Annotated in this window: 28 protein-coding genes, 1 pseudogene, 1 riboswitch and 1 other annotated feature; of the genes and pseudogenes, 22 read left to right on the forward strand and 7 right to left on the reverse strand. The window is 27.9% G+C overall.

Annotation, left to right across the window (positions count from 1 at the left end; translation table 11 throughout):
• The first annotated feature begins 30 nt into the window (after positions 1-30).
• The 4 genes from IR151_RS03835 (at position 31) to IR151_RS03850 (ending at position 4,194) form a co-directional block, all read left to right on the forward strand.
• Complete coding sequence (locus IR151_RS03835) at positions 31-801, forward strand: thiazole synthase (protein ID WP_227433198.1); 771 nt, start codon at positions 31-33, stop codon at positions 799-801.
• 16 nt (positions 802-817) lie between these two features.
• On the forward strand, positions 818-1,921 hold the full coding sequence (thiH, locus tag IR151_RS03840) for a 2-iminoacetate synthase ThiH (RefSeq protein WP_227433199.1): 1,104 nt from the start codon (positions 818-820) through the stop codon (positions 1,919-1,921).
• Positions 1,922-2,620, forward strand: coding sequence for a thiamine phosphate synthase (locus tag IR151_RS03845; RefSeq protein ID WP_227433200.1), 699 nt, complete (start codon positions 1,922-1,924; stop codon positions 2,618-2,620).
• Positions 2,621-2,799: 179 nt separating this feature from the next.
• Entirely contained in the window at positions 2,800-4,194 is a 1,395-nt protein-coding gene (locus tag IR151_RS03850; protein ID WP_227433201.1) for a YfcC family protein, read from the forward strand.
• 179 nt (positions 4,195-4,373) lie between these two features.
• On the opposite strand, the gene IR151_RS03855 is transcribed toward IR151_RS03850, so the two are convergent.
• Together IR151_RS03855 and IR151_RS03860 are read right to left on the reverse strand one after the other, a co-directional pair.
• A complete protein-coding gene (locus IR151_RS03855; RefSeq protein ID WP_227433202.1) occupies positions 4,374-4,883 on the reverse strand; it encodes an SdpI family protein in 510 nt (169 codons plus the stop codon).
• A gap of 9 nt (positions 4,884-4,892) precedes the next feature.
• Complete coding sequence (locus tag IR151_RS03860; RefSeq protein ID WP_227433203.1) at positions 4,893-5,153, reverse strand: autorepressor SdpR family transcription factor; 261 nt, start codon at positions 5,151-5,153, stop codon at positions 4,893-4,895.
• A 277-nt stretch (positions 5,154-5,430) separates the two neighbouring features.
• Between IR151_RS03860 and IR151_RS03865 the strand changes: the two genes are divergently transcribed.
• The 13 genes and pseudogenes from IR151_RS03865 (at position 5,431) to IR151_RS03925 (ending at position 16,889) form a co-directional block, all read left to right on the forward strand.
• Positions 5,431-6,798 (forward strand): GTP pyrophosphokinase family protein, encoded by a 1,368-nt coding sequence (locus IR151_RS03865; RefSeq protein ID WP_227433204.1) that lies wholly within the window; start codon positions 5,431-5,433, stop codon positions 6,796-6,798.
• 75 nt (positions 6,799-6,873) lie between these two features.
• Positions 6,874-7,422 (forward strand): molybdenum cofactor guanylyltransferase, encoded by a 549-nt coding sequence (locus IR151_RS03870; protein WP_413927321.1) that lies wholly within the window; start codon positions 6,874-6,876, stop codon positions 7,420-7,422.
• 47 nt (positions 7,423-7,469) lie between these two features.
• Positions 7,470-7,841 (forward strand): CoA-binding protein, encoded by a 372-nt coding sequence (locus IR151_RS03875; RefSeq protein ID WP_227433205.1) that lies wholly within the window; start codon positions 7,470-7,472, stop codon positions 7,839-7,841.
• A 163-nt stretch (positions 7,842-8,004) separates the two neighbouring features.
• Positions 8,005-8,343, forward strand: coding sequence for a heavy metal-binding domain-containing protein (locus IR151_RS03880; protein WP_227433206.1), 339 nt, complete (start codon positions 8,005-8,007; stop codon positions 8,341-8,343).
• Positions 8,344-8,531: 188 nt separating this feature from the next.
• Entirely contained in the window at positions 8,532-9,347 is an 816-nt protein-coding gene (gene yqeB, locus IR151_RS03885) for a selenium-dependent molybdenum cofactor biosynthesis protein YqeB (protein ID WP_227433207.1), read from the forward strand.
• 62 nt (positions 9,348-9,409) lie between these two features.
• The gene (locus IR151_RS03890) at positions 9,410-9,913 is read left to right on the forward strand and encodes a molybdenum cofactor biosynthesis protein B (protein ID WP_227433208.1); all 504 of its coding nucleotides are present in this window, start codon (positions 9,410-9,412) and stop codon (positions 9,911-9,913) included.
• A 46-nt stretch (positions 9,914-9,959) separates the two neighbouring features.
• Positions 9,960-10,919, forward strand: coding sequence for a GTP 3',8-cyclase MoaA (gene moaA, locus IR151_RS03895; protein WP_227433209.1), 960 nt, complete (start codon positions 9,960-9,962; stop codon positions 10,917-10,919).
• Between the two features lie 3 nt (positions 10,920-10,922).
• The gene (moaC, locus tag IR151_RS03900; protein ID WP_227433210.1) at positions 10,923-11,393 is read left to right on the forward strand and encodes a cyclic pyranopterin monophosphate synthase MoaC; all 471 of its coding nucleotides are present in this window, start codon (positions 10,923-10,925) and stop codon (positions 11,391-11,393) included.
• A 34-nt stretch (positions 11,394-11,427) separates the two neighbouring features.
• Positions 11,428-11,862 carry an MOSC domain-containing protein gene (locus tag IR151_RS03905; protein ID WP_227433211.1) on the forward strand — a complete coding sequence of 145 codons (435 nt, stop codon included), beginning with the start codon at positions 11,428-11,430 and terminating at the stop codon, positions 11,860-11,862.
• Positions 11,863-12,135: 273 nt separating this feature from the next.
• Positions 12,136-12,345: pseudogene (locus tag IR151_RS03910) on the forward strand (hypothetical protein); the annotation flags it as partial.
• A gap of 182 nt (positions 12,346-12,527) precedes the next feature.
• Positions 12,528-12,739, forward strand: a binding site (T-box leader).
• A gap of 162 nt (positions 12,740-12,901) precedes the next feature.
• Entirely contained in the window at positions 12,902-14,191 is a 1,290-nt protein-coding gene (locus tag IR151_RS03915; RefSeq protein ID WP_227433212.1) for a cytosine permease, read from the forward strand.
• Positions 14,192-14,244: 53 nt separating this feature from the next.
• Entirely contained in the window at positions 14,245-15,324 is a 1,080-nt protein-coding gene (locus tag IR151_RS03920) for a DUF917 domain-containing protein (RefSeq protein ID WP_227433213.1), read from the forward strand.
• A 20-nt stretch (positions 15,325-15,344) separates the two neighbouring features.
• Complete coding sequence (locus IR151_RS03925; protein WP_227433214.1) at positions 15,345-16,889, forward strand: hydantoinase/oxoprolinase family protein; 1,545 nt, start codon at positions 15,345-15,347, stop codon at positions 16,887-16,889.
• An 81-nt stretch (positions 16,890-16,970) separates the two neighbouring features.
• Here IR151_RS03925 and IR151_RS03930 read toward each other — a convergent pair whose 3' ends face one another.
• Positions 16,971-17,255 (reverse strand): transcriptional regulator, encoded by a 285-nt coding sequence (locus IR151_RS03930; protein WP_227433215.1) that lies wholly within the window; start codon positions 17,253-17,255, stop codon positions 16,971-16,973.
• A 71-nt stretch (positions 17,256-17,326) separates the two neighbouring features.
• On the reverse strand, positions 17,327-18,082 hold the full coding sequence (locus IR151_RS03935; protein WP_227433216.1) for a lysophospholipid acyltransferase family protein: 756 nt from the start codon (positions 18,080-18,082) through the stop codon (positions 17,327-17,329).
• Between the two features lie 293 nt (positions 18,083-18,375).
• Positions 18,376-18,470, forward strand: a riboswitch (guanidine-I (ykkC/yxkD leader).
• A gap of 63 nt (positions 18,471-18,533) precedes the next feature.
• Between IR151_RS03935 and IR151_RS20365 the strand changes: the two genes are divergently transcribed.
• The 3 genes from IR151_RS20365 to IR151_RS03945 are packed head-to-tail and all read left to right on the forward strand — an operon-like array spanning position 18,534 to position 19,949.
• Positions 18,534-18,716: a hypothetical protein gene (locus IR151_RS20365; RefSeq protein WP_413927344.1), complete on the forward strand. Its 183-nt coding sequence runs from the start codon at positions 18,534-18,536 to the stop codon at positions 18,714-18,716.
• 3 nt (positions 18,717-18,719) lie between these two features.
• Positions 18,720-19,241 carry a B3/4 domain-containing protein gene (locus tag IR151_RS03940; RefSeq protein ID WP_413927346.1) on the forward strand — a complete coding sequence of 174 codons (522 nt, stop codon included), beginning with the start codon at positions 18,720-18,722 and terminating at the stop codon, positions 19,239-19,241.
• A gap of 18 nt (positions 19,242-19,259) precedes the next feature.
• Positions 19,260-19,949 carry a radical SAM protein gene (locus IR151_RS03945; RefSeq protein WP_227433217.1) on the forward strand — a complete coding sequence of 230 codons (690 nt, stop codon included), beginning with the start codon at positions 19,260-19,262 and terminating at the stop codon, positions 19,947-19,949.
• A 246-nt stretch (positions 19,950-20,195) separates the two neighbouring features.
• Here IR151_RS03945 and IR151_RS03950 read toward each other — a convergent pair whose 3' ends face one another.
• From IR151_RS03950 to IR151_RS03960, 3 genes are all read right to left on the reverse strand, one after another.
• On the reverse strand, positions 20,196-20,396 hold the full coding sequence (locus IR151_RS03950; RefSeq protein ID WP_227433218.1) for a cold-shock protein: 201 nt from the start codon (positions 20,394-20,396) through the stop codon (positions 20,196-20,198).
• Positions 20,397-20,788: 392 nt separating this feature from the next.
• Complete coding sequence (locus tag IR151_RS03955) at positions 20,789-21,055, reverse strand: DUF3795 domain-containing protein (protein WP_227433219.1); 267 nt, start codon at positions 21,053-21,055, stop codon at positions 20,789-20,791.
• 41 nt (positions 21,056-21,096) lie between these two features.
• Entirely contained in the window at positions 21,097-21,906 is an 810-nt protein-coding gene (locus tag IR151_RS03960; RefSeq protein ID WP_227433220.1) for a helix-turn-helix transcriptional regulator, read from the reverse strand.
• 310 nt (positions 21,907-22,216) lie between these two features.
• Between IR151_RS03960 and IR151_RS03965 the strand changes: the two genes are divergently transcribed.
• Together IR151_RS03965 and IR151_RS03970 are read left to right on the forward strand one after the other, a co-directional pair.
• Positions 22,217-22,498, forward strand: coding sequence for a hypothetical protein (locus tag IR151_RS03965; RefSeq protein ID WP_004454426.1), 282 nt, complete (start codon positions 22,217-22,219; stop codon positions 22,496-22,498).
• Positions 22,499-22,800: 302 nt separating this feature from the next.
• Entirely contained in the window at positions 22,801-25,707 is a 2,907-nt protein-coding gene (locus IR151_RS03970) for an EAL domain-containing protein (protein WP_227433221.1), read from the forward strand.
• Positions 25,708-25,723: the final 16 nt, after the last annotated feature.

Below are 25,723 nucleotides of genomic sequence, written 5' to 3' on the forward strand. Positions count from 1 at the left end.
TTGAAAAAAATAAGATGGGGAGGAAAGAAAATGGATAAATTAGTACTTGGAGGACATGAATTCAATAGCAGATTATTGGTTGGAACAGGTAAATATGGCTCAAATGATATATTGCCTAAAGTAATCAAAGAAAGTGGAAGCGAAATAATAACAATGGCACTTAGAAGAGTAGATTTAGATAATAAACAAGAAAATATCTTAACATATATTCCAAAAGAAATGACTATACTTCCAAACACGTCAGGAGCTACTAATGCAGAAGAAGCTGTAAGAATAGCTAGAATATCTAGAAAAATGGGTTGTGGAGACTTTATAAAAATAGAAGTAATATCAGATACTAGATACTTACTTCCTGATAATGAAGAAACTATAAAAGCTACAAAAATACTTGCTGATGAAGGATTTATAGTACTTCCATATATGACACCAGACCTTTATGCTGGAAGAAGACTTATAGAAGCTAAAGCAGCAGCAGTTATGCCTCTTGGTGCTCCAATTGGTTCAAATAGAGGTCTTCAAATGAAAGAAATGATAAAAATAATGATAGATGAATTAGATATACCAATAATAGTTGATGCAGGTATTGGTAAACCATCTCAAGCTATGGAAGCTATGGAAATGGGAGCTGATGCAGTGCTTGTTAATACTGCTATAGCTTCAGCAGGTGACCCTGTGCAAATGGCTAGAGCATTTAAGTTAGCTGTAGAAGGTGGACGAGAAGCTTATATAGCAAAAACAGGAAGTGTATCAGAATTTGCAAATGCATCTTCTCCTTTAACAGGTTTTTTAGGCAATTTATAGAAAGTGGTGATTGATGATGAGTTTTTATGAGGTAATAGAAAAATATAGGGATTTTGATTTTGATGGATATTTAAATAATGTTACAGACAATGATGTTTTAAGAAGTTTATCAAAAGACAAACTTGAGGATTTTGATATATTAAATTTACTTTCTAAAACTGCTGTAAAACATTTAGAAGCTATGGCACAAAAAGCACATAAATTAAGTGTTCAATATTTTGGAAAGACAGTCTGCCTATATACACCAATGTACATAGCAAATTACTGTGTAAATCAATGTGTTTATTGTAGTTACAATATAAAAAGTGGAATAAAAAGAAAAAAACTAACTATGGATGAAATTAGAGAGGAAGGAAATGAAATTTCAAAAGAGGGTTTCAAACATCTACTTGTTTTAACTGGTGAAAGTAGTTTTCATTCAAGTGTAGAATATATAGGTGAAGCTATAGAAATATTAAGAGATAAATTTCCATCTATAGGAATTGAAGTATATCCAATGGAAATAGATGAATATAAGTATATTGTAAACAAAGGTGTTGAAGGTCTAACTGTATACCAAGAAACTTATGATGAGAAAATATATAAAAGAGTTCATTTAAAAGGGCCAAAATCAAATTATAAATTTAGATTAGATGCTCCTGAAAGAGGAGCAAAGGCAGGTATGAGAACTCTATCAATAGGAGCACTTTTAGGATTAAATGATTTTAGAAAAGAGACCTTCTTTACAATATTGCATGGGAAATATCTAAAAACAAAATATCCTCATATTGAGCTTTCATATTCAACACCAAGAATGAGACCATTCAAAGGTTGTTTTGAAGAATTAGTAGATATAAGCGACACTGATTTAGTTCAAGCGATGGTTTGTATGAGGCTGTTTGACCCTCATGCAGCTTTAAATATATCTACTAGAGAAAATTTGGAAATGAGAAGTCATATAGTACCTTTAGGAGTAACTAAATTAAGTGCAGGTGTATCTACAGATGTAGGAGGGCATTCTCAAGATGAACATGATACTGCTCAATTCAAAATAAATGATGAAAGTACTGTTGAAGATATAGAGAAAATGCTAAATTCAATTGGTTATCAACATGTATTTAAAGATTGGGAAAGATTTTAGATGTATTTGATAACAAATAGAAATTTATGTAGCGAGGAACGATACTTAGAGGTTATTAAAGAATCTATATTGAGTGGTGTAGAAAATATTATAATAAGAGAAAAAGATTTAGAATATGAAGCATTAAAAGATTTATATATAAAGATAAAAAATAAAATTAAGTATATTAATTTTCAGGAAAAAATATTGGATGAAAGCTTGAAGAATAGTATAAAAAAGAAAGAGAATAATGATGGATTTAAAGTAAACTTTATAATAAATAGCAATATAGAATTTTTTGAAAAGACAGATTGTCAAGGTATTCATCTTCCATTTAAATTGTTTTTGAATTTACTGGGAAATAGATATAATTTCAATAAAAATAAGATACTGGGATTGTCATTACATAAAGTAGAAGAAGTAAAGTGTCTAGAAGAAATAATAAGAAAACTAAATATAAAAATAGATTACATAACATTATCACATATATATGAAACTAAGTGTAAAGAAAATTTATTGCCAAAAGGAATTGAACTTTTGAAGGAAGCTAAGAAAATTACTGATATTAAGACCGTTGCACTTGGAGGAATCCTACCATCTAATGTCAAGGAAACATTAAAATACTGTGATGATTTTGCTGTAATGTCAACTATAATGAAATCTAAAAATATTGAAGAAACAATATCAAATTATAATGAAAAAATTCAATTAGTAAAATAGAAAGTAAAGTATTTAAATTGAATAAAAATAAAAAAAGCTATCTTTTAAAATCTAAAAGAGAGCTTTTTTATTTTGTATCTTTGCTAATAAAAAATTGTAAAAAGGGAAAACTTTAGTCAGAGAGATTAAAAAGTATCCTATATAGATTCAAAATTTAGTAAAGTATGGAGGACATTATAATGATTGACAGTAAGAAGAAACGATTTATTATACCACACACTTTTACAATTATATTCTTGCTAATAGTATTAATGGCAATATTAACTTGGATAGTACCAAGTGGTGAATTTAGTAGAGAAGATGTAGAAGGTAGGATGGTTGTTGTACCAGGGACTTATCAAAGTGTAGAAAGTAATCCTCAAGGATTTACGGATGTTTTTAAAGCACCCATAGAAGGTTTTATTGATTCAGCAGAAGTTGTAGGATTTGTTTTAATAGTTGGAGGTGCTTTTGGTATTGTAAATAGAACTGGAGCTATAGAAGCAGGAATAGCATCAGTTATATCGAAGTTTAAAGGAAAAGAACTACTTATAATTCCAATATCAATGATTTTATTTGGTCTTGGAGGTACTACATTTGGGATGGCAGAAGAAACATTACCATTTTATATGATATTTGTTCCACTTATGACATCCTTAGGATATGATTCTCTAACCGCCATTGCGATTGTATTTATAGGAGCAGCGGCAGGAGCGGCTGCATCGACAATAAATCCATTCTCAGTTGGTATTGCACAAGCACTAGCTCAACTTGCTCCTGGTTCAGGAGTAGCATATAGAGTAGTGATTTTTATAGCATATATATTAATCAGTATAGCATTTGTTATGTATTATGCTAAAAAAGTTAAAGAAAACCCTGAAAGCTCAATAGTGTATGAGATAGATAAAAATAATAAATCAATACTTAATCATACTTCAACTGAAATAAAAGAGTTTACTTTTAAAGAAGTATCTGTTCTTGCTATATTTGGAATAGGAATGGCAATAATGATTTGGGGTGTTTTAAGTCAAGGATGGTATATTCCAGAGATATCAATGTGTTTTGCTGCGATAGGTGTACTTTCTGGATTAGTTGGTAGATTGTCACAAAGTGAAATTTCCGATAGTTTCATAGATGGAGCAAAAGATTTAGCATCAGCTGCCCTTGCAATAGCTTTAGCTCGTGGAATTGTAATAATTGCTCAAAATGGATTTATAATAGATACTATATTAAATTCTGCAGCAAGCTTTTTAGGTGGACTTCCAAAGGTTATATTTGTATATCTATCATTTTTCTTGGAAGCTGCGTTGGCATTTTTGATTCCATCATCTTCAGGACTTGCTTCACTTACAGTGCCTGTCCTTGCTCCTCTTGGTGATTTAGTTAATATATCAGCTCAAGTTATAGTAACTGCTTATCAATTTGGGGTAGGTCTTACAAACTTTATAACTCCAACATCTGGAGTACTAATGGGAGCACTTGCAGTAGCTCATATTCCTTTTTCAAAATGGGTAAAATTTATAATGCCTATATTACTGATTTTAACAGCTGTATCTTTAGTTTTTTTAACAATAGGTATATATATAGGTTTTTAATTGAAGAAAATTTAATTTAATATATTTAGAAATTATATAAAATACTAAAAATATGATTATTAATAAATTGCCACCATAAATGTCTTGGTGGCAATTTATTTTATAAACACTTCATTTCAATATTAAAATAAAGTATGGCTTTTTTTAAGAAGAGGTGGCTTTATTTTATTTACAACTATTTATTTAGGACTAGGAGCTCTAAATTTGTTTCTATAATGAAGTAATAAATATAATAATGGTATTGCAAACCATATGAACTGGCATGCTGTTGTGACTGTATCTGAATCAAAATAAAAACTCAATATAATCATTCCAATAGATATAACAAATGATAAATACGCAAAAATCTTACTTGCCTTTTTCCATATTTTTTCATCTCCAATGGCCCAAGCACATTTAGTATCTATGTTCTTATAAATTTGTAGCTTAGGTAATAAATTACCAAAATACATAATTATAATGGCATTTATTATAACTGATACTTTGTCGTTAATTTCATAAGAAAATATCTCATCTATACCTAGTAAAGGAATGATAAACCTTCCAACTGCGACTATTAAAAATAACATTTGTAACCTTCTTGCAGTTTTAACTTTAGGGTTATCTTTTGAAAAACCTAAAATTTCTGGTGCATTTACATAGTTTATAATTAATAATGCTATGAGTAATATTAAACCTATATTTTCCATAATAGCCTCCTATATCTTTTTAAAAATATCCAAGAAGTTTCCAAGTACTTCTTGAAGGACCGATAAATTAATAGAATAAATCAAAAATTGCCCCATTTTTTCTGAACTAATAAGTTCTGCATCTTTTAAAATATCTAAATGTTTAGATATTGCTGGTTTAGACATATTAAAATGACCTGCTATTTCTCCTGCATTCATATCTCTTTCATTAAGCAATTTTAAAATTTCTCTTCTAGTTTCATCACTTAATGCTTTAAATACTTTTACCATAATATCCTCCCTACTATAGATATAAATATTTAACTAATTAGTTAAATATTTATATCTATAGTATACTCGTATTAGGAAAAAAAATCCACTATTTTTATAATTTTATTATCACAAAATCTTTTAATTTTATCTGATATTTTAATTCTAATTTGAAATATATATGAAGGTTTTTGGAGAATACTTACTTATAATAGGAAAAAATGTTAAAATAAGAATGTAGTTAAATATAAAGAACTGAAATAGCTAACAGTTATTAAACATAGGAGTGTAAAAATTTATGGGATTAAAAGAATTTGATTTTATTGAAGAGTCTATAGAAATGTTGAGGGTAATGTCTCCAACTTTAGAAACTATATCAGATGAAATAGAAGAGTACTTTGAAAATATCTTGGACGAAAAAAATCAAGAGTATATAAATGTAACCTCTAGAATAAAATCAGAATCAAGTTTGAGGGAAAAGATAATTAGAAATAGATATTTAAAAAAATATGGGGAGGCAAGTAATCTTATTCATAATGTATCTGATTTAATAGGACTAAGAATTGAGTGTAGATTTATTGAGGATGAAAATAAGATATATAGGCTTTTAAGAAGATATTTTAATAAAACAGATGATAAAATAAACTATTATAATAAAGAAAATAAAAATATTAAATTAAAATTGTCTGAAAGACAACCTAATAAGCAAAAAAATGGATTTGAAATATATAAGATAGATGGAGTTTTTGCATATTTAGATAGAGAAGTAAAATTTGAACTTCAAATTAAATCTCTTGTAAATGTGTTTTGGAGTGAGATTGAACATAAAATAATTTATAAAAATAACACATATTTACTTGCTGATAAATTTATAAAGGATATGATGGACTCTATAAAGAATAATCTTACTATGATAGATAATCAGCTTTTGAGTATTTATAAAAACTTTCATTCAGGAAAGTCTTTTAACATGAAAGTAAGTAAAAAAGAAATTGAAAAACTCTTTGCAAAATTAGTGTATGATGCTTTTTCAGAAAAGATGAATAAAAGTATAGGTTTTGTTGTGGATTTTAAAAAGCCATGTGAAACTATATTAAGTTATTCTTTTAATAAACAAGATATAAGTGATGAAGTTTTAGGCAATTTTATGCTTGATGAGTTTGCAAGATTAAATGAAATTGTAAATAAAGATATAGATTTTAATGACCAAATAGAGTTTGAAAGAGAACCTACATTTGATGATAAGTTCTGTAATGATTTAGGAAATCATTTTAGAAGTAGACTAAATACAGAGTTTCCATGGAATTTATTTTTTAGGATACTATTTGAAATAGAACCATGTAATAACACTGAAGATTTTGAAAACTTTGTAGAGTTTATAAAGGAAAATGTATTGCTTGAAGAAAATAGAGAACAACTTTTAGGTCAATTTGAAGAAGATAGTAATTTTATAATTGAAGATATATATGATTGTATTTTTAATAGCATAAGTGAGGTTGATAGTGTTGAAATTTTATATAACTATAATCTTGAAAAAATCAATTTTACATCAAGTGAAATTATAAATTGTATATGTAGAGAATATGAGTGTTATAGTGAATATTTAGAAGAAAAAGAAAAACTTATGAATGCATTTAAAGAAAAAATTATTCAGATTTTTGAGTAGTCAATCAATGTTGAAATGGCGCAATAGCGCCATTTTTCAAATATAAATAAAAGTATTTTAAAGGAGGCGATTTGTATAGAAAAAACAGGTGTAATTTTAGCAGGAGGGAAAAGTTCTAGAATGGGTAAAGATAAAGCTTTTCTAGAATTACATGAAAAGCCTTTTATTGAAATTGCAATAGAAGTATTTAAAAATTTTGATGAGGTAATAATAGTATCTAACAATGAAGAATTATACTCAAAATATAACATTAAAGTTTATAATGATATAATAAAAAATGTTGGTCCAATAGGAGGAATATATACTGCTCTTAAACATGCAAAGTATGATATAGTTACAGTTGCATGTGATATGCCATATCTAAATAATGAAGTAGTCGAAAAAATAGCTGATGAAATGGATGATAAAAGTGTAATTTCAGTAACAAATGGAAAGTTACAACCATTGTGTTCTGGATACAAAAAGAGTATAATAAATAAAGTATCTTTATGTATAGGGAAAAATGATTTGAAGCTTAGAACTCTTATAGAAAAAATAGATAAAAGCTATATATACTTTGATAACGAAGATTTATTTTTAAATGTAAATACTATTGATGAGTATAAAAAATTGACTGAAGTTTAATTAGCTACGGTTGTAAAATAGAGTAGGATTTATATGGAGGAGAATTTATGAATTTACTTAAATGTGATTCTTGGGCAGTGATATTAAATAATAGTGACGAAGAAAGCAAAGCATATAAAATATTAGATGAACTTAAAAAGAATATGTACAAAGTTGTTGCTATAGATGAAGAGAAAAAGAATATTGAAGGTATAGATGTATATGAGTGCCTAAAAGACGTACCACACAATATTGATGTTGTAGCTATTATAGATAAGCAGTCTAAGATGGAGGCCATTTTAGAAGAGATAGAACTTTTAGACATACAAAATATCTGGTTTGAAAAAGGAAGCTTTAGTGAAATGATTATTAAAAAAATTAAGGATTTAAAATTGAATGTAGAATACAATTTAAGTTTATATGATGAGTTAACTAAGTAAATTTATATATAGAAAATTGATTAGGAACATAATTGGTTAACGAAATATCTTATTTTATAGTATAGATTTCCTAGATAAAGTATTAAATTACAAGATTTATTAAGAAGATTGCTATTTACATGATATAATATATTAAACAGGAATATAAAGGAGTTGATATATTATGTTAATAGTAACTACAGAAAAAGTAGAAGGAAAAAAAATAGCAGAAGTTTTAGGGCTAGTTAGAGGAAGTACGATAAGAGCAAAACATGTTGGAAAAGATATAGGAGCAAGCTTTAAGAATCTTGTTGGAGGAGAACTTACAGGATATAATGAAATGCTTACAGAAGCAAGACAAATTGCAATTGGTAGAATGGTTGAAGATGCAGAATCTAAAGGTGCAAATGCAATAATAGCATTTAGATTGTCTTCAGCTTCAGTTATGCAAGGAGCGGCAGAAATGCTTGCTTATGGAACAGCAGTTATTTTAGAAGATAACAATGATATATCTGAAAAATAAAATATAAGGAATTAGAAAGAGACATCTTTTATAAATTTTATGGATGTCTCTTTTTGTTTGAAAAATATCAGGTAAAAGTAATTTTTAACCATTATAATAATAAAATAAGATGATATTATATAAATAAGTAAAATTATATTATATAATATAAAGTATAGACTTTAAAATTTTTATTAGTAGGAGAAAATATGAACAATGTTATAATAGTTAGAGGGGCTGGAGATTTAGCAACAGCAGTTATACATAAGTTACATAACTGTGGTTTTAAAATAATCGCTTTAGAAGTTGAGACTCCTCTTGCAATAAGAAGGAAAGTTTCTTTTAGTGAGGCTATCTATGAAAAGAAAGTTTCTGTGGAAGGTGTTTATTGTGTGTATTGCAAAGATAAAGCAGAAATAAAAAAAGCTTTAAATAAAAGAAACGTGGCACTAATAATAGACCCAAAAGGTAAATATATAGATGAAATACGTCCTGTAGCGGTTATAGATTGTATACTTGCAAAAAAAAATATTGGAACAAATAAAGCGATGGCACCACTTACAATAGCTTTAGGTCCAGGATTTTGTGCAGGTAAAGATGTAGACATAGTTATTGAAACTATGAGAGGACATAATTTAGGAAAAGTGATAAGAAAAGGATATGCTTTAAAAAATACAGGAATACCAGGTGCTATATTGGGTATAACCAAAGAACGAGTTTTTTATTCTGAGAACGTTGGAATAATAGAAAATGTATGTAATATAGGGGATGTGGTTAAAAAAGGAGATATAATATGTTATATCACTGAAAAAAATGGAAATAAAATAGAAGTGAAAGCTTCTATAGATGGTGTTTTGAGAGGCTTATTGAGAAATGGTTCACAAATAGAAAAAGGATTAAAGATATTGGATATAGACCCTCGAATGGAAGAAGTAAAAAATTCATTTACGATATCAGATAAAGGACGTTGTATAGCAGGAGCAGTTTTAGAAGCATTATTATCAGAAGGAATATTACCAGAATAGGTTCTATTAAATAGATTTTTTATTTATAAAAGTTTAATTAATATATAAAGGGGTGAAACCATATGTTTAATGTAGCAATTATAACGCTTAGTGATAAGGGCTATGAAGGGAAAAGAGAAGACATAACAGGAAAAAAATTAACTGAATTTGTTGAAAATACAGGGAATTATAAAGTTATTGAATACGTGTTGATAAAAGATGATAAGGAAATGTTAAAGGAAAATATTATAAAAATTTGTAACAGTAATAAAGTAGATTTAATTCTTACTAATGGAGGTACTGGATTTTCAAAGAGAGATATAACTCCAGAGGCTACTAAAGATGTTTTAGAAAGAGAGATACCAGGTCTCAGTGAATACATGAGAATGAAATCTACAGAAATTACTAAAAAAGCTATACTAAGTAGGGGTGTAAGTGGAATAAGGAATAATTCTATAATAATAAATTTACCTGGAAGTCCTAAAGGTGCAGTTGAAAATCTAAGTTTCATTATTGATGTCTTAGACCATGGCATAGAAATTTTAAGAGGAGAAGCCACAGAATGTGCCACTAATAACAAAAAATAGTATATAATTCAGATAGATAAAAAATAGACAAAGAGGTAGATAGAGTATGATTGATAAGTATGGAAGAAAAATAGACTACCTTCGTATTTCACTTACAGATAAGTGTAATTTAAGGTGTGTTTATTGTATGCCACCAGATGTTAAATTTGAAAAAAATTATATAAACGATAATCTAAGTTTTGAAGACTATAAATTCATTATAAAGGCTATGTCAGAACAAGGTATAAAAAAGGTTAGATTTACTGGAGGAGAACCTCTTTTATATCCCAATTTAAATGAACTTATAAGGTTTACAAGAGAAGAATGTGGAATAGAAAATATAGGAATGACAACTAATGCTCTTGGACTTTCTGATAGAATCTTTGAGCTTAAAGAATGTGGTCTGAATAAAGTAAATATAAGCTTAGATTCTTTAAAGGAATATAAATATAAATCTGTGACAAGAGGTGGCAATTTAAAAGAAGTATTAAAATCGATTGAGTCATGTTTAAATTTAGGTATAAAAGTAAAGGTAAATTGTGTTGCCATAAATGGATTTAATGATGATGAGCTTAAAGACTTTATGTTTTTAACAGTTAAATCACCAATTGATGTAAGATTTATTGAACTTATGCCATTAGGTGAAGCTAATAGAGTCTACAAAAAAGGATATTTTAATGTAAAAGAAATGGTTGAAAAAATATATGGTTTATATAAAGTTAAAAATGATGAAAAAAGTACAGCAGAATATTATAAGTTTAAAGGAGCAAAAGGAAGAATAGGAATTATAACTCCATTAAGTTGTTCATTTTGCAACACTTGTAATCGTATTAGACTTACCTCTAGTGGTGCAATAAAACTGTGTCTACATTCAAAAGAGGAAATAGATATAAAACCACTTTTACATAAACCATTGTTATTTAGAGAAACTATGAAAGATATAATAAAAGAAAAGCCAGAAAAACATCATTTAATAGAAAATAAATGTAGTGATACAAATAGACGTATGTATGAAATTGGAGGATAGGTAATGTTAACGCACATAAATGAAAAAGGGTATGCTAAAATGGTAGATATAAGTGAAAAAGATGATACAAAGAGAACTGCTATAGCAACAGCTACGATTACTCTTGGTAAAGAAGCTTTAGAAAAGGTAAAAAATGGACAAATAAAAAAGGGAGATGTATTATCTGTAGCTCAAGTTGCAGGGATAATGGGAGCTAAAAATACATCTTCAAATATACCAATGTGCCATCAAATTAAATTGGTTGGATGTGATTTGGAATTTGAGATAGATGATTCTATATCTGCTATTAGAATATATGCAACCTGTAAATCACTTGGTAAAACTGGTGTAGAAATGGAAGCATTAAATGCTTGTTCTTTAGCAGCACTTACAATTTATGATATGTGTAAAGCAGTTGATAAAAAGATGGTTATAAGCAATATACATCTTGTGGAGAAAACTGGTGGAAAATCAGGTGATTTTAAGTTTGAATAATTTAAGAATATATGGGTGAAAATTTGGAGGAAATATGGCTAAAGTAGTGTCAATAAATATAAGTGACAAAAAGGGTGTAATTAAGGTTCCTGTGCAATGTGCAGAACTAAAAATAAATTATGGAATAGTTGGAGATGCACATGCGGGAAACTGGCATCGTCAAATAAGTTTACTTGGAAAAGAAAGTATAGATAAAATGAAGATGAGAGGTTTTGACCAATTAAAATTTGGAGACTTTGCTGAGAATATAACTACAGAAGGAATAGAAGTGTTTTCATTACCTGTTGGTACAAAATTAAAGATAGGCAAATGTGAAGTTGAAGTAACTCAAATAGGTAAAAAGTGTCATAATGGATGTGAAATTAAAAAATTAACAGGGGACTGTGTAATGCCACGTGAAGGAATTTTTGTTAAGGTTTTAAAGGAAGGAATTATAAGTATTGGAGATTCAATAGATATAATTCAATAAAAATTTGATTGAACTTAAAATAAATTTCTGATTATATTTTAAAATTTTATTAAATGTTCGTATAGCCTTGTTTTATAGGCTGTTCGGACATTTTTACTGTCAGTAGATACTTTACAATATTTCAGAATGTGCAGTGTGAAGTATTTTAAATAGATAGATTTAACAATATAACATACTGTTGTATAATGTGAGATATGATTATTTGCTGTACGTTCATGTTGTCGTCCACAGTTGCCTTGGGGTTAAGCACTAACTAAATTTAAAAAAGACCCTACACCTATTCTACCTATATTGGAACAATTAAAAACCGACTCATCACTGTATGTGCGAAAGAGTGTTGCTAATAATTTAAATGACATTTCTAAAACACACCCAGATTTAGTTGTAAAGCTTGCGAAGGATTGGTATAGTGTAAATGAATATACTAACTGGATTGTAAAATATGGTTGTAGAACTTTACAAAAAAATGAAAATAATTTGTAAAATTATATTCAATTGTATATAAAAATAATATAAATTTTTATTAAATTTAAAAAATACAAAATATAAATACAGTAATAATATAAAAAATTACATATAAAACTAAAAAATACAAGTAATTTACTTTTTAAGTTGACAAAATATTGCATATATATTATGATATAAATCATAAATAAATAAATAACGTAGATTCGCAGAAGAAGAAAGTAGCATAAAGGAATTTTACAGAGAGTTAGATTTGGCTGAGAACTAATATTGAAATTTGTGTGAAAAGAGCTTTGGAGAATACTATTACAGTTCTATTGTAGTAGTGGTTTAATTCGCCTTAAGAAAATGAGTGAGTAAAATAAATTTTTACTAATAAGAGTGGTAACACGGATTGGTATTCGTCTCTTGGATTTTTTCCAAGAGGCGTTTTTTATTATAAAATTATTTCAGAAAATTTAAAACTATATATTAAATGAAAATTATAAATATATAGTTGTTAATAAATTTATAAATTAGAAAATTGTAAAACAAACAAATTAAATGGTTTTACAATTTTAATGGAGGGATGAAAATGGAAGAAGAAAAAATTAATTATGCCCTGGAACAGGTTCCAGAGAATCAAAAACGTGGTTGGGTAGCTATGTTTTCAGTGCTAGTAGCAATAGGTGTGGATTTATCATCTGTTATTTTAGGAGCTGAGTTAGCTCAAAGTATGCCAATGAAACAAGCAATATTATCAGTAATTGTAGGTTCATTTTTTTCTGCTATTTTGTATACTATATGCTCTTTAGTTGGTTCATCTACAAGCTTATCTACATCTATGATAACAAAATATGTGTTTGGAGAAGCTGGAGCAAAAATATTTTCTCTAGTTATAGGAGTTTCTTTATTAGGATGGTTTGGAGTTCAAGTAGGCTTTTTTGCTCAAAATGCTCAAATAATAATAAAAGATATATTTAATCTAGATGTGAGCATGCAAATTTTAAGCCTCATAGGTGGTCTTTTGATGATGAGTACAGCTATTTATGGATATAAAGCAATGGAAAAATTAAGTGTGTATTCAGTACCATTCTTATTAATTCTTATGATGTTAACTATATTCTTAGCTTTTAAAGCAAATGGAATTCCAGTTGATGATAATATGAAATCGACTATGACATTTGCAGGTGGAGTTTCTCTATCAATGAGTATAATAATAGTTGGAGCAATAGTATCACCTGACATAAGTCGCTGGGCTAAAAGTAGAAGAGATTGTGCACTTTCAAGTTTTCTAGGAATACAATTTGGAAATGCTTTTATGATAGTAGTATCAATAATATTAGTAAAATGTATGGGTACTTCAGATATTATGAGAATTTTTATTACATTAGGAATTGCTATACCAGGTATAATTGTACTTACATTAGCTCAATGGACTACAAATACAAGCAATGTATATTCTGCATCACTAAGTATAGCTCTTGTACTAAAAAAAGCTCCTGAAAAAGTATTAACTATAGTTCTTGGTGTTGTAGCAACTTTATTAGCTGTATTTGGAATATATGAAGGATTTATAGGATTTTTAAATTTACTTGGAATTGTTATTGCACCTGTTGGTGGTGTGTATACAGCAGAATATTATATAGTAAAACAAGAACTTAAAGGATTTGATAAGGGGATAGCATACAAACCAATAGTTAAACATTCAATAATATCTTGGATAATTGGTATATTAATAACATACCTTTCTACATATGGATTTATAACTCTTACTACTATAGCACCTTTAGATGGATTTATAGCAGGATTTATAATACAATCAATTATTGGAAAAGTGATTTGTTCATCAAAAAACAAACAAGAAGCAGAAAAAGCAGTTTAATGAAATATGCTTGTAAAGTATAAAATAAATTTGGAATATGAGGAGAAAGTAACATGAGATTTTTAACAGAAGAAAGCGTGGATAAAATAGCAGTTGGCGCAGCAGTGCTTGGAACAGGAGGAGGAGGAGACCCATACATAGGTAAATTAGTTGCAAAACAAGCAATTAAAAAGTATGGGCCTGTAAAAGTGATTAGTTTAGATGAGCTAGAGGATGATGCTTTAGTAGTACCAGTATCTGGTATGGGTTCCCCTGTAATTACAATAGAAAAATTACTTTCTGAAGTGGAATTAACTACTCCTTTAGAGATAATGGAAAAATTATTGAATAGAAAAGTTGATGTTATAATTCCTATAGAAATAGGAGGAATAAATTCACTTATGCCAATAGCAGTTGCTGCAAAAAAAGGGCTTCCTATTTTGGATGCAGATTCTATGGGTAGAGCGTTTCCGGAAGCTCAAATGGTAACTTTTTATCTTGAAGGATATGAAGCATCACCTGCTGTAATGGCTGATGAAAAGGGTAATTCAGCCATCCTTTATCCTGTTGATGGAATTTGGTCAGAAAGATTGGCTAGAACTTTAACAGTAGAAATGGGAGGAAGTTCTTCTATTAGTGACTATAATTTAAGTGGAGCTCAAGTTAAAAAAGCTGCGATAGGAAATACCTTGACTATAGCTGAAACTATAGGAGGATTTTTACTTGAGAATAAGTCAGACTCAAAAGGTGCTATTGAAAATATATTGAAAGAATTAAAAGGGTATAAATTATTTGAAGGAAAAGTAGTTGATATTAAAAGAGAGTTAAAAGGTGGTTTTACTAGAGGGCATGCATTCTTCGCTGGAATTAATGGATATGATGGAGAATACTCTGTACTATTTCAAAATGAAAATCTAATTGCAAAAAAAGGTAGTACACCACTTTGTATTACGCCAGATTTAATAGCAATATTAGATTTAGAAACTGGATTCCCAATAACTACAGAAAGAATAAAATATGGTTCTCGTGTGATGGTAGTAGCTTTTCCTTGTAATGAAAAATGGAGAACTAAAAAAGGAATTGAGACAGTTGGACCTGAATACTTTGGATATGATGTAGAGTATAAAACAGTAGAAGAATTACAAGGAAAATAAAAATTTAGGGGGAAATTTTGATGTATCGTGTAGGAATTGACGTTGGAGGAACAAATACAGATGCTTGTATACTGGATAAGGAATTAAAAGTAATCCATTCAGTTAAAGTAGCAACTACAAAAGATGTTGAAACTGGTGTTTATAATGCCTTAAAAAAAGTTATAGATGAAAGTAAAATTGACCATTCATTAATAAAATATGCTATGCTTGGTACAACTCACTGTACAAATGCAATAGTAGAAAGAAAAAGACTTAATAATGTAGCAATGATAAGAATTGGAAAACCAGCAACCACTGCTATTTTACCATTTATAGATTGGCCAGAAGATTTAAGAGAAAAAATAGAATTAGATTCAATATTGATATCTGGTGGTTATGAGTTTGATGGAAGAAAGATAAATGAACTTTGTAAAGATGAAGTTGTAGATTTTTGCAATAAGATAAAAGGCAAGGTAGAAAGTGTTGCAATAAGTGGAGTATTTGCTCCTGTAAATAAGCAACAAGAAGAAGAAGTTGCAAAATGGGTTAGAGAGATTCTTGGTGATATTCCAATATCCTTATCAAATGAAATAGGTAATATAGGTATACTGGAAAGAGAAAACGGAGCAATTTTAAACTCTGCATTGTCTAGAGTAGGTAAGGCTGTTTCTTTAGGATTTGAAAAAGCATTGAAAGATTTAGGAATAGATGCAGAAATATATTTTAGTCAAAATGATGGAACATTAATGAATTTGGAGTACACAATGAAGTATCCTATTTTCACAATTGGATGTGGAATAACAAATTCTATAAGGGGAGCGTCTTTCTTGTCAAAAGTAAAAAATGCAATAGTACTAGATGTTGGAGGAACTACGAGTGATTTAGGTGTATTATACAATGGATTTCCTAGAGAATCTTCAATTCCTGTTACAATTGGAGGAGTACATACGAACTTTAGAATGCCCGATGTTTTAACTATTGGACTTGCTGGGGGAACTTGTGTAAAAGGCGAAAAAGACAATATAAAAATAGGTCCTGAGAGTGTAGGGTATAGAATAACTGAAGATGCAATAATATTTGGTGGTGATACTTTAACTTTATCAGATGTTGTTACAAAGTTAGGCATGGCATTTGAGGATAGAAAAAATAATGTTGAAAATTTAGATAAAGATTATTGTGATGAGGTATATAAAAAAGTAATTTTAAAACTAGAAGATGCTGTAGACCAAATGAAGACTAGCCAAAATGATGTTGAATTAGTTTTAACTGGTGGAGGAAGTATAATTGTTCCAGAAAAACTAAAAGGTATAAGTGATGTTATAAGACCTCCTCATTATACTGCAGCAAATGCTATTGGTGCAGCTTTAGGGCAAATAAGTGGGGATGTAGAAAAAGTGTACAGCTTAGATAAAATGTCTAGAGAAGATGCTATAGAAGACGCAAAACAAGAAGCCATAAACAAAGCTTTAAAAGCAGGTGCTAAAAAGGATACTATAGAAGTATTAAATATAGAAGATGTTCCACTTGCATATCTTCCAGGTAATGCACTCCTTATAAAAGTGAAAGTTGTTGGAGATTTGATATAATTTAAAGAAAATTTAAGTCTTTTTGAATATGTTTTAGATATAAAAAAATCGGTGCATAGTTTGTACCGATTTTTATATTTATTAGTAGAGAACTCGTTTTTTTGCTTCTGCTATAGCTCTAGCAGCACTTTTTGCCTCAACTCTTTTTTCTTCCTCTCTTTTAAAAGCATTTATTGTATCATTTAAATTTTTATCGTGTTCATTTTTTTCTTTGTCTTCGTTTTCTCTGTAAACTAATACATAATCTATTATTGATTCATTTATTATTTGAGATATACTTTTATTTTCATTAATTCCTATTCTTTTAACTTCTTTAAGTAATGTTTCATCAATGTGAACTGTTGTTTGTTTTGTATTTTTTGCCATCTTAATCACCTCTTAAAAAAATTTTAACATTAAAATTTTTTCTAGTCAATAAATTTTAATGTTAAAATTCTTTAAAAGTTTTTATTTGTTTTTCTAAAACTTTCTATTTTGTTTATCATATTTTTTTTAATATTTTCTCCTAATACAGAAGATTTTAGTCTAGGATTTTCAATATGGTCATAAATTGGTTCTAGGAATTCAACTTCAACAGGAACAGAGTTAATTTTACCAATAGGTTGATATCCTTCATAAGTATCTTTTGAATTTTTTATGACTAATGGAACAATAGGACACTTTGCTTTATATGCTATTTTTAAGGCTCCACTTCTAAAATCTGATACTAGAGAATTTGGTTCTTTAATCCAGGTTAAATCTCCTTCTGGAAACACTGCCATACTCTGACCTGTAAGTATATTTTGTGAGGCTTCAGCAATACTTTTAATCCCTTCTCTATTATTTTTTCTGTTTACATATACACATCGTAACAACTTCGCCCATTCTTTAAATATAGGTATATTTCTCCAAACTGGCTCATCTGCAATTACACATCCAATTGGTCTTTCTACACTTGCTGCTAGGATAAAACTATCAAGCATACTTGAATGATTTACAACAAATAAGATTGGTTCTTTTGGTAATGTTTCTTTGCCAAGTATATTAAGGTCTATATTTACTATATCTAAAGATTTTTTAGCTTGTTTTTGCATAAATTCAAATTTTTCTTTTAAGCTAAATTTATCTGGATTTTTTTTGATTTTTATAAGTTTAGGTATAGAAGATGTAAAGCCTATGAGCTGATATGTAGCAAATTTTAAGTAATTATTCATAAAATTATCTCCTTAAAATAAAATTGTTTATTACTGTAAAGATTTTAACATAAAATGAAATTTAAGTCTATTTTAATTGGGATTTATAACTTACATTTAAAATAGACTTATTCTGAAATTTTTATACTTATAATTTTATTAATAAAATTATATCAATAATGTAGTATTCTATTAGATTAGCTAAATAACCTTTAAATATTATTTTGTACAAATATAAGAATCCAATATAGTATTGTTTTAAATCTTATATTATGCTAAAATTTATTTGTATTTTATAAATTACAAAAATATATAGTTTAGTTTTCTAGGGTTCCGCATTTTATAATGGGCAGGTCCAAGAGAAAACGCACAGTTATTGTGTACACGGAAGGATAAAAGCCTGGGAGATATTTAATAATATTTCTGTAGGCTTTTTTATTTTTATATATTTTAAAGTTGAGGAGGTATTCTAATGAAAAAATTTGTTGTTGAGGATGAGTTTTGGAACCTATTTCCTAGTTCAAAGATAGGAGTTGTTATTTGTAAGGACATAGACAACTCTATAAAGGATAAAGAAGAATACAAGGAAATGATTTTGCAGGGAGAAAAAGAGGCATTAAAACACTTGAAGGATTTAGAATTTAGCAATAACTAAGTAATTAAAGTATGGAGAGAAGCATTCAAAAAATTTAAAACGAAAAAAGGAGGAAGGTCATCTATTGAGGCATTGCTAAAAAGAGTTCATAATGGAAATCATATAGCAACTATTAACCCCTTAGTGGATATTTACAATTCTATTTCGCTAAAATATGCATTGCCTTGTGGTGGAGAAGACATAGACAAATTTATGGGAGATATTAGGTTGACTAGAGCAGTTGGAAATGAAGAATTTATACCATTAGGAACAGAAGAAAACTCATCTCCATATGAAGGTGAGATAGTCTATAAAGATAATGAAGGTGCAATTTGTAGATGTTGGAATTGGCGTGAAGCAGTGAGGACAATGCTTACTGAAAATACAAATAATGCATTTTTATGTATTGAATTAGTAGATGAAAGTAGATTTGAAGAATTTGAGAATGCCTTGAATTATTTGGCGAAAACAGTTCAAGAAAATTTAGGTGGAACATGTAAAATTTCAATTTTAGATATTAATAATAAAGAAGTATCAATAAATTAATTTTGAGAGGATAGAGTAATGAGTGGTTTTAGTTATAAAGATATTTATATTGAGGATGGAAAAAGAGTATTAGAAGTAAATATACTTCCTGAAAAGTATTGTAACTTTGATTGTATATTCTGTCCTATTGGAAGGTCATATAATAAAGTGGATACACTTCAATCATTTGACAAGATGGATGACTCACTTAGAGAATTAGAAAGTATAATAGAAAAGCATAAGGCAGAACTAGTTTTCATTAATTCAAAAGGAGAATCACTATTGAATGATAAAATTTGTGATGTAATCGAGTTAGTAAAGCGCAAAAGAGTGCCTGTACGATTACTTTCTAATGGATATTTATTAGGTAAAGACGAATATATAGAAATAGCCAATATGTGTGATGAAGTCATTGGAGAGATAAAAACAATATCGGAAAAAGATTTTCAAAAAATTCAGAGACCAATTATAGGATATACTCTAGAAGAATATATTTCAAATATGATTTTATTTAATAAACAGTATAAAGGAAAATTTATTTTAGAAGTAACAATTATAAAGGAATATAATGATAATGAGGAATCTATTAATAAGATAAAAAGTATTATTTATGAATTATCTCCAGATAAAGTAATTGTTGAAAGAATGAACGATGAAAAATTTAAGCAAAAATTTGATATATCTAGTGAAAAATTTGATAAAATTTCAAAAACGTTATTAAACTTTTGAAAACATTAATGAAAAATATTTATATATGAAATAAAAATCTAATAGAGCTAATCTATTGGATTTTTTATATATAATATACTATGTATCTTTACTGAAATAACCCTTATTTATGAAGAGTATTTTATATTTAGGAGAGGGATTTTTTTATTTGTCCAAATAATATTATTTACTTAATTAATAATTATATTGTATATTACCAATAAAAAAAGACTCTTAAAAGAGTCTTTTCCGAAAAAATCTATATAATTATAATATAGTTATGTTTTCTGCTTGCTGACCTCTAGCACCTTTAACTATATCAAAGCTTACTTTTTGACCTTCTTCTAATGATTTAAATCCTGAAGTTTGTATAGCTGAGAAATGAGCAAATACATCATCTCCACCTTCTACTGTTATAAAACCAAATCCTTTTTCGTTGTTAAACCATTTCACTATTCCATTATTCATTAAAAATACTCCTATTAACCTATATCAAGATATACTTGATTTAATTGTGTATTACCACAAATACTATTGTATCATAGATTAATACAAATGTCTACTTAATTGTAATTTTTAGTTAACATTTTTTGCTTATGCTTAACCATAAAAAATTGAAAAGCTTTGTGTTACTATATATTGGTGTAAATGCAGATAAAATACTTTACTAACATTTAATTGACATAAATATTAAAATATAAAATTAAGAGATTTAAAAATCAATGTTTATTTGTGAAAAAAATAGATAGCTATTATTTTATATTGAATAATAGCTATCTATCTTAGAGAATATACAATTATGTATTAAGGTATTAATATTTTAATTTATATACAATATAAAATATATAAATATGATACTATTATAAAGCTAGAGAAGCCCATTTTTCACATTGAGAAATTCTTTTTCCATCATCACCTTGTTTTTTATCATATGCAAATTGAGTTAATATTTCACATGGAAATGTGTCACATAGGCCACAATGTGTAAGATTTTTATTCTCACAACATGATTTTACAGGACATTCTTCAGACCAAAAAGGTTTATCAATATTTGTACATCCAGCGCAATTTACATCTTCCTTATACTTACATTCACAACACAAAATTCCACATCTTGATTCTATCATTTTAAATCCTCCTCAAATATAAACTTTAATATAATCATATGTTAAAATTTATATTTCTCATTGTAAAAATCAGACAAATTTTTTATATAGGTTGTTGGATTAACACCACAAATAGATTTAAAATCATTTATAAAGTGAGATTGGTCATAATAACCTATATTTTGAGCTAAAGTTGTAAATGATATATTATTACTTTGTATTTCTTGTAGTACTGTATTTATACGTAATAATCTAAGGTATGTCTTAACACTCATACCAAGAGAATTATTAAAAATCCTATTTAAATGGCGTTCACTATAACAACTAATTTGAGCAATATTTTTAACAGACATAATAGAGTTTTGTTTCCTAGCATCTATAAGAATTGGTATTGTTAAATCTTTTATATTAGATTTAAATAAGTACGATAAAAATAACCTATCGAATTGTTCAATGAGTTCTTTAAGAGTATTGGACTTTTCAAAGATAGAATTAGTTTCGAAATCAAGTTGAGTGTTAAAGTCTTTAACAGGGATTATTAAATCGGCTGATTCTATCTGAGGAAAACCTGTTAAATAGTATACTCCACATGGAAGAAATTCAACAAATACTCTAAATAGTACATTTTCTATATCATTTTTTACAATAATAGTTTTTGTTGTAGCACCCCAAAATTTGCTAGTTATATCTTTTTTACTAAATTCAAATACGATACATCCACTGGCATCAGGTATCAATGTCAGGTTTTCTATAGAATTTTTATCTGGAAAAGTTATTGTATAGTGAGCTATATATGGTCTTAATAATTTGTGTGGTGAAATATATATATCATGATTGTGATTTTTTAGCATGTTTTTAATTTTTTCTATCATAAGTATATCCCCCTGATACTATTTAGTGATAAATAGATTAGTTTAATTTTAGTATTTTATGTAATAAAACATTCTGATAAAAAGTTTCATTGAGAGTATAAAGTATATAGAATAATTATAAAATAAAGTCTAAAAATGTACAATTATTAAAAAAAATATATGAACTCATGAAACTGGCATATTAGATAGAGTTAGGTATAAACTAAACACAGAAAATAATAGTGTTACTTTTATAATAGATACATATAAAGATATTTTTAAGAATAAAATTTATTATTAAATAAAAAATAAGGGAGAGTGATTTAATAGAATGGCATCAAAACAAATACCAAGAAATAATTTAGAAAAGTTTTTAAGAATAAGAGTTCTATCACATACAGGCGACAAAATACATATAAAATTACCTGTAAATTTTGCAAAGAGAATGATTGAAAACAATGCTTTAGATTTATTTAATGGAAAAGATGATGTAGTTGATGGTAAAAAAGTTACTGAAATACTAGTTAAGGCATTTGACTATGATTTAACTGGAGAAGTGGTTCATCTAGAAAGAAAAAATGGGGATATTATTAAAGTATCAATTGTGCAATAAAATTAATTTATAGGAATTTCAATTTGATGTAATTATAAAAAGATTATATAAAAAATGAATTATTTTACCATGTTAAAAGCTATATAAATTTGTTATTTTGCAAATTTATATAGCTTTTTAAGTATTCTTATTATGTGTGATAGATATAAAAAAATAGTATGTTTATATAAGTTAAGTTTTCTGTATTCTCACTAGTAATATATATTTTAGAAGTATTTTGAAAGTTAAACAATTGGCAGTATATTCTATTTTTCTATTGAAAATGATATAATATAGCTACTAAGAGGGAGGAGGACAAAATTTTGAAGTTAAAAACCTATCAATTGATTCTGATTGTTTGTATGATTTTTCTTTCTTTTCCAATAAAAATTAACTCTGCTTCAGATAGGGTTCCAGTTAAAGTCGGGTATTATGATGATGGCGATTATATGAGTCGAAATGAAAATGGAGAGTATATAGGATTTAATTTTGAATACTTACAAGAAATTACTAAGTACACTAACTGGAAATATGAAATAGTAGATTGTAAAAGTTGGGAAAATGCTCTTGAAATGTTAAAATCAGGTGAGATAGATGTTCTTCCTAGTGTCTATTATACAAAAGAACGTACAAAAGAAATGCTTTTTCCAACACTACCAATGTGTAATATCTATACAACTTTAAATGTAAAAGTGGATGATACTCGTTATGATTATGAGGATTTTGATTCATTTCAGGATATGAAAGTAGGTGTTATTAGTAATAGTAAGGATGCTGAAAACTTTAAAGAATATTGTAAAACAAATGATTTTGAAGTTAAAATTATATCTTATAAAGAAACAGATGATTTATTAAGAGATTTAAAAAATGGAAATCTTGATGGTGTTGCTATAACACATCTTGGTCGGACTAGTACATTTAAAAGTGTAGCACAATTTTCTCCAGAGCCACTCTATACTGTGGTTTCAAATAAGAAACTGGATTTATTATCTCAACTGAATTCTGCTTTGAATACATTGACACTTAGGAATTCAAGTTATGAAACAAAATTATATAATAAATATTTTTCTATAAGTACTGCTCAGAAGCCAGTATTTACAAAAGATGAGCAAGAATATATACAACAATCTGGTGAAATTTCAGCTGTTTATGATTCTACAAAGATACCACTAGAATATGGTGATTCAAAAACAGGTGAGTTTTCTGGTGTGGTTGCTGATTTATTTAAGGAAATTACAAATAACACTGGTTTAAAATTTAGATTTGTTTCTGCAAAAAGTTATAGTGAAGCACTTCAAGTATCAAAAGATTCTAGAATATCTATAGTTTGTGGTATGGAAAACGATTATATTAACAACCAAAAAAACAATATAAGAACAACGCAGTATTATTTACGTGCTCCAGTAGTTTTAGTTAGTGGAGAAAAAGAAAATGAAATTAAAAAAGTGGCAGCTGTAAATGGTTCTTTAATTGGACAAAATATTACTGAAGATGGGAAACTAGATAGAACTATACAGTATTATAATTCTCCAAAAGAATGTTTTGAGGCTGTATTAAAGGATAAAGTGGATGCTGTTTATGTAAATACATATATTGCAGATTATCTATTGTCCAATCCTCGTTATGAAAAATTTTCTGTTTCGACCTTGACAAACTATGCAGAAGAAATAAGTATTGGTATTTCTGATTCTGCAGATTCGAGGTTATTTTCTATACTAGATAAATGTATTCAATATATGTCAACAGAACAAATGGACAGAATAATTTTAAAAAATACGATAATTCAATATGATATAACTTGGCAAGATATTATCCACCAGCATCCAATGGCAATTATTGGAGGCGTTATTATAGTATCAGCTATTATTATTATACTTTTGAGTTTTCTACTTTTATTAAAGTCAAAAAATAATAAACGTATTGAGAGTTTGTTATACCGAGATAGTCTTACAGGAATTTGGAATTTAAATAAATTTTGTAAAGAAGCTATTAAGAGTTTAAGAAGTGCAGAAAGTGGTTCATATGTGATTGTTTATTTAGATATAAAACAATTTCGAATGATTAATGACACTTTAGGTTTTTCAGAAGGAGATGAAATACTTTGTGCATTAGCTAAAGCTTTACAAGATTCTGTATCTTTTGAAGAATCTTGTGCTCGCGTTTCTGCAGACCAATTTGTTATGTTATTAAAATACGATAGTTGGGAGTGCTTAGAAGAACGTCTCTTCAAGATTGATAATCAATTAAATGGTTGGGTAGAAAAAATGAGAAAAACTTACCAACTTATTCTTGTATTTGGTGTATATATAGTAGATGAAGTTGAAAAACATGATATATCTCTCATGCTTGACCTAGCAAATTATGCAAGAAGAAATACAGAAATAACTCACAAAAGTTGTGTTGTACTTTATGATATGACTATGAGAGAGGAAGGGTTACATCAAAGAAACTTAACAGATAGAATGCAAATAGCCTTAGAACATGGAGAGTTTGTTCCATACTTTCAACCAAAGGTAGATATGAATACAAATAAATTGGTAGGAAGTGAAGCATTGGTAAGATGGAATTATCCACATAAAGGTATAATAAGTCCTGCAAAATTCATTCCTTATTTTGAAAAAAACGGATTTGTGGTAGAAATTGACTTTTATATCTATGAAGAAGTCTGCAAAATGTTAAAGAGATGGATGGATTTGGGATTAAATATTAGTCCAGTATCCTGTAATTTTTCCAGAATTCATTTTAATAATGAAAGCTTCTCAGAAAAATTGATAGAAATAGCGGATTCCTATAAAATACCTCACAAATACCTTGAAATAGAAGTCACAGAAAGTATTTTTGTTGAAAATCTCAATCAGATTTTGAGTCATTTTAATCAACTAAGAGAATCAGAATTTCCTATTTCTATAGATGATTTTGGTTCTGGATATTCCTCTCTTGGCTTATTACAACAATTTTCTGTTGATATAATTAAGTTGGACCGTACATTTATACAAAAAGGAATGCATGGTAGTCGTGAACAAGCTGTCGTGCGTGGAGTGGTAAATATGGCAAAAGAATTAAATATGAAAGTTATATGTGAAGGGGTAGAAAGTATAGAACAAGTGAGAATACTAAAAAAAATTGGATGTTATTTGGCACAAGGATATTTTTATGCAAAGCCAATGCCACAAGATGATTTTGAGCAATTATTAAAAAATCCTGTCCTTAAAATTAAATCAAATGTTTAAGGTACTCGTTTATTAT

The organism is Clostridioides sp. ES-S-0006-03 (genome assembly GCF_020662275.1).
Classification (GTDB): Bacteria; Bacillota; Clostridia; order Peptostreptococcales; family Peptostreptococcaceae; genus Clostridioides.